The organism is Halorubrum sp. SP9 (genome assembly GCF_005435015.1).
Lineage (GTDB): Archaea > Halobacteriota > Halobacteria > Halobacteriales > Haloferacaceae > Halorubrum > Halorubrum sodomense.
Window position 1 is genome coordinate 1 of the sequence record NZ_SGXU01000422.1, and the last position, 416, is coordinate 416.

A 416-nucleotide genomic window follows, 5' to 3' on the forward strand; every position below is an offset into this window, starting at 1 on the left:
TGCCCTCGATCAGCGGCTCGTCGAGCTCCGAGAGGACGTACAGCCCGAGGATGCCGCCGAGGAACGCGACCGCGTACTGCCCGCGGGGCATCTGCTGGGTGTACGAGTACCACATGACGATCGTCCAGAACGGGATCGAGTAGCAGATGAGCGCCATGCGGAGCCGCTCTTCGATGCCGGAGCCGAGCCAGAGGATCGCCGCGGCCACGACGGCGACGCCGCCGACGCCGGCGATGCCGACCATCGTCGTCGACCCGTCTATCTCGGTGCCCAGCAGCGCGGGCGCGACGACGGTGGGGCCGAAGACGACGGCCACCCAGAGCGGCAGCGAGAGGAGATACAGCCAGAGCTGTCTCCTGCCGCGGTCGCCGTCCGCGAGGTCGAGCGACTCCTCGTCGGCGAGCAGGCTGTCCTCC

At 69.7% G+C, this 416-nt stretch carries 1 pseudogene; it reads right to left on the reverse strand.

The features are described from left to right. Positions 1 to 416: pseudogene (locus tag EXE45_RS18115) on the reverse strand (C4-dicarboxylate ABC transporter permease); the annotation flags it as partial.